3 protein-coding genes are annotated in these 5,246 nt (G+C 50.9%); 1 reads left to right on the top strand and 2 read right to left on the bottom strand.

Annotation, left to right across the window (positions count from 1 at the left end):
- Positions 1 to 1,183: PqiA/YebS family transporter subunit (locus tag VIN66_RS02400; RefSeq protein WP_331922506.1), on the bottom strand; the 1,183-nt coding region annotated here is incomplete at its 3' end.
- A gap of 149 nt (positions 1,184 to 1,332) precedes the next feature.
- On the bottom strand, positions 1,333 to 2,562 hold the full coding sequence (locus VIN66_RS02395; RefSeq protein WP_331922505.1) for a glycerophosphodiester phosphodiesterase family protein: 1,230 nt from the start codon (positions 2,560 to 2,562) through the stop codon (positions 1,333 to 1,335).
- Between the two features lie 223 nt (positions 2,563 to 2,785).
- Here VIN66_RS02395 and VIN66_RS02390 point away from each other — a divergent pair, with 223 nt between their 5' ends.
- Positions 2,786 to 5,080: a TonB-dependent receptor domain-containing protein gene (locus tag VIN66_RS02390; RefSeq protein WP_331922504.1), complete on the top strand. Its 2,295-nt coding sequence runs from the start codon at positions 2,786 to 2,788 to the stop codon at positions 5,078 to 5,080.
- Positions 5,081 to 5,246 lie beyond the last annotated feature (166 nt).

The following is a 5,246-nucleotide window of genomic DNA, read 5'->3' as shown; positions in this document are numbered from 1 at the left end:
CTAGTGCACCCACGCCAGGATACACGCTCATCAATAAATCAAACCTTACTAAAGCCGCCATAATGGCTACGACCAGCACATCGACCATAGACCAGCGTCCGACCCAATCGACCAGGCGGTAAATCTGCGTTGAATAGCGCTGACGCCGGTGTGGTGGAATAGAGGTTAAATAACATAACCAGAACATCACCAGGATTTTTGCTACCGGTACAATTACACTGGCGACCAGGATAATAAGTGCTACCGGATAGGCGCCATCCTGCCACATCAGCACCAGACCGCTAATAATAGTTGAATCAATGGTTTCGCCAAATGATACAGTGCGCATTATCGGCAGCAAATTGGCCGGAATATAAAGCAAGGTTGCGGCAAGCAATAAAGCGATGGTGTTCTGGATACTACTGCGCTGGCGCAATCTGACCCGACTATGACAACGGCTGCAATGTGTCTGGGCAACGGGCACCATCGCAGTACACACTTTACACAGTTTTAATTGCTGTGCCAGACCGGTTCTGCCGGCGCGGGCCCTTACTTCAGGTGCAGGACAAGGTGCTATCTTCGACCATAGTTCACGCCGGTCTATTACCTGAAACGCTCTAAGGTGCAGCAGACAAAATAAACAGAACGCCCAGAAGCTTGGCCCCAATGAAATATCGGCATCAGCCACCAGCTTGACAAAACTGATGATCAGCCCCATCAGAAAAATATCAACCATGCTCCAGGGTTTAAGCATATACAGCACTCTGGCAACCCATGTTCTGGCTGGCAGTGCGTACAGCATACCAAGTTTCAGGTACAAAATCGCACTCATGCACACAGCCGGGATCAGCTGGATTAACAGCCAGATCAGAATCGCCAGCCACTGGTGATGTTCGCTGAACAGTACCGACGAGGTATCAAAAAAATGCATTTCATTACTGTTGCCGGCAGCAAACATACTGACAAAGGGAAACAAATTCGCCAGCAACAGCATAAAGAGTGCGGAACCGGCATACAGCACCGGACGAACTATAGGTTCAGGGTGGCGCGCGTCCAGATGATGCCCGCAACGAATGCAGCTGGACTCTTCACCTGGCTCCAGCTGCGGTACCTGCTGCACCAGATCACAGTGCGGACACAAGGTCAGCTCAGGCGTAGCATCCGTCTTGGTATGAATGGCAGCATCGCTGGTGATTGACGTCACGTTCTGGCTTGTCCGTGGTTATACCCTAAGCGGTTTTACCAGTACAAAGCTGAACCCTGCCTGAGTATAAACACCGCATTGAAGTGACAATTTATAGCATAATCACAACCACTTAGCGATGAAGAAAGCCGGCCGCGGCGCGCAATATATTATTCTGGTGCCAGCAGACAATTCGCATAAAACGTGGTAGTACCGGGCCAGTCAGAGAATACACCGATAACACCAACATCCTGCGCCAGCACATGTAACACCTGCAAGATAGCACCGTCATCCCTCGCCAGCAGCGGTAACGACTGATAGTACCAGTCAGCACCTTCAGCCAATGGCGCCGAACGCTCAAGGCTCCAGGCTATGATATCCAGCCCGGCCGCTCTGGCTGCTTTAGCATACTCAGTCGGTACTATAGTTCCGTCCTGCTCACGCAGTAATACCCATAATGGCGGCGCAATAATATTCAACCCGGCGGCTTTCAGTGCTGCCATAGATGGCTGCCAACTCTGTGGCTGCTGCGGGTCAAACCCCGGTTGTTCATAGCGCTCATCAAGCCATACGGCCTGACGGCCAAATTCCGGTTCATGTTCAAGCCAGTACAGAATATCCTGCCAGTTAAATGACTGCAGATAAACCTGAGATGGCGCGACACCAGCGGCTTTATATTCATCAATCAGTTGCTGAGCAAAGTGCTGTTGGGTGTATTGTTGCTGAAATGGCATTGATACCTCGGGCAGTTTCAGCTCCGGGATCATTTTTACGCCCTGTTGCTGAAACAACGCTATACTCTGCCGGTGCGTCAATGGCGCAGCACACTGGCTGTATAGCTCGCTGCGCCACGCCGGAGTGCCAGCGATGTAATCCTTTGCCAGCATGGCTGCCGGGTTAACACCGTCCATTTTTGCGCACAGCTGGCTGAACTCATCAGCCGTGATATCGCTGGTACAGCAACGGGCGTTTGCTGCGCGGCCTGTTGCCGGGTCGGCAGGCGTAAAAGGTATACTGCATTTTGCGGCCAGTTCAGGCCTCAGCAGGATATCAGTGGTTTGATGCAGATCGCACTGCGCATGGCGGCAAACCAGTTGCAAATCTGCGGTAAAAGTAACATCACATTCAGCGATACCTGCCCCCATATCAATAGCAGCCTGGTAAGACGCCCGGCTATGCTCGGGAAACATGAGCGGGGCACCGCGATGTGCCAGCGAAAACTCACTGCGGTAAAATGGCTGTTGACGGCAATCCTCCAGCCGCTGCTTCAAGTCGCCTTCCGGCAGCTGCGACAGCAGATACAATGGCCTGGGGCCTACTTGCGCTAATTGCTCTGAAGCTTTGGGCGTTACCTGGCATCCGCCAAGCAAGATCCCCAGTAAAAAAATTACGTATCGCATGTAGTTCCTGCTTTTAAATTAAGACTAACCAGCCCGTCAACACTACTGTGCTGTTGTGACAACGCGATGAACACAGCCTGTCACGTCATAAAAATAAAACATTACTCACACATTAACTACATCTAATAGTCACGCTAATTACACACTCGCTCTGCACAATATGCCGCCGTCGGAAGCTCATCCGACCATAACGATAATATAATCAAAGTTAGGGAGACTTATTGTGCGTCACTTCAGACTTAAAGCAACCACACTGGCAATAGCGGGAATTCTGTCAGCCCCGCTGCTGGCTCAGCAAAGCAATGCCAACGAGAACATCAGTAATGAAAGCGATATTGAAGTACTGTCAGTCGTCGGCAAACGGGTTAGCTACGCTAACAACAGCACCGATAACAATTCCAAGCAGCTGCAACCTGCCATCGGCAATGTGTTGGATCTGGTCGATGCGTTGCCGGGGGTAAACGTAGGTCAGGGCGATGCATTTGGCGGCGATGACTATACCACCACTATCAGCTTGCGCGGCTTTGTGATTGACCGGGCAGATCAGCAATTAGGCATTACAGTGGACGGTGTACCCAACGGTGGCTCAGCCTATGCTGGCGGCAGTAAAGCCAACCGGTACTTGGACAGTGAAAACACACAGTATGTTGAAGTCGGCCAGGGCTCTGCCGACATTGCCTCAGCGTCACTTGACGCGCTGGGCGGCACGCTGAATTTTGTCAGCAACAATCCACTGGCAGATAAAGGCGCCAAAGCGGCGTACAGCAGTGGCAGCAACAATGCCAGGCGTTATTTTGCCCGTTTTGATACCGGCCTGCTGTTTGACCACACTACAGCCTACTTCAGTTTATCCGACAGCTTCGCTAATCGCTGGATTGGTAGCGGCAGTAATGGCGCAACTGAACGGTTGCATGCTGAAGCAAAAAGTATCACCGAACTTGATAAAGTCCGTATTACCGCCCGTTTATCCTACGATGATGCTAACGAAGACAACTACGATTACCGCTCACTTGAGCAGTTCAGGCAAAACCCGCACTGGGATGGCTTAACCAGCGCCTGGACCGGCGACCCGGACATTGATCAAAACTTTGCTGAAGCCTGGTCTACATTGCGTGAAAATACCTTGCTGCATGTAAAAACCGAATTCGACATCACCGAACAGCTGGAAGCCGATATTACCCCCTACCTGCATTGGCAAAATGGCCGCGGCGACTGGCTGCCGCCATATCAGGTTTATGCAGTTGACAGCAACGGTCAGCTAATCAGCAAAGGTAATGGCGCTGAGCGTATCACTTACAACTATATCGATGCTAACGGCAGGCCAGTGCTGGGTAGCCCTGAAGATAGCAGTGCTCTGACACGTGTGTCGTCCTACCGGCATACTCACTATGAGAAACAGCGTTACGGCGTTACGGCTAATCTGCAGTGGACACTGGCACAACACCAAATCCGGGCAGGCATTTGGCTTGAGCAGCAGGAGCGCAGCCAAATCCGCGACTGGCACAAAGTCATCGACCCTAAGGTATATCATTACTTCGACCAGACGCCTTACTGGGTGCAGTTTGATGATGATTACGATCAAGACGTAGTGAAATATTATCTGCAGGATCAAATAAGCTTCGGCGACTTACAGCTTAACCTCGGGTTGCAACAGTATCTGATAGACATTAGCCGCACCGATAACTTTGATGCCAGTAATAACGGTAAGCTCGACAGTGATTCTGATCTGCTGCCAAGCCTGGGCCTGGTATACCGTTTAACGGATACGCTGGAAGCCTTTGCCGGTTACTCGGAAAACTTCAAAGCTATTCCGGACACTATTTTAAATACCGCCGGTCAGGATTTCGCGCAGCTTGAAGCAGAAACCGCTGAAAACTATGAACTGGGCATACGTTACTTCGGTGAAACGCTTAATCTGTCTGCTACCTATTACAGCATCGACTTTAATAACCGTATCACCCTGCTGGCCTACGAAGAAATTGATGACCTACCGGATTACCTGACCGAACTGGATGGTACCTTTGTCAACGTCGGTGGTGTCGAATCAGATGGCTTCGAGGCCAGTCTGGATTGGCGCTTTGCACAAAACTGGTCTTTAACTTCATCACTAACCCTGAATAGCTCTGAGTACAGCGAAACCATTAACGGCTACCGCGCCGGTGATAAAGTTGCCGCTATCCCTGAACAAATGCTGGCCAGCGCGTTGCATTACAACGATGGCCACTACCGAGCCGGTATCAGCGCTAAATATACCGGTGAGTACTACGGCGCTGCCAAACGCAGTACCAGCGGCGACGTCAGTGTCTGGAACCGTGATGACATTCCGTCATCCGTTATCTGGAATGCATACTTTGGTTACCAGCATGATCTTGGCAACAATGCCATGTTCCGCAGTGCTGATCTGGCGCTGACACTGAACAACATCACAGATAAAGCTTATATCAGCGGTGGGCAGGAAGGTGCGTACTTACTGGGTGCAGACCGCACAGTCAGCTTTAGCGTCGCGCTGAGCTTTTGACGATACTCTGACTTCAGACCTTTTTTAATAGCAACGCTATGGTTTCGCCATAGCGTTTTTCTATGACTTTTTCACGCACAATAAAAAACCCGTTGCAGTGTTACCTGAAGCGGGTTCTTCTTATATGGCGGACGCAGGAGTATTCGAACCTCCGACCGCTCGGTTC

It is taken from the genome of Rheinheimera sp. (genome assembly GCF_036568245.1).
Lineage (GTDB): Bacteria > Pseudomonadota > Gammaproteobacteria > Enterobacterales > Alteromonadaceae > Alishewanella.
Note: the sequence above shows the minus strand (reverse complement) of the source record. Positions and strands in the feature narration are given on the sequence as shown.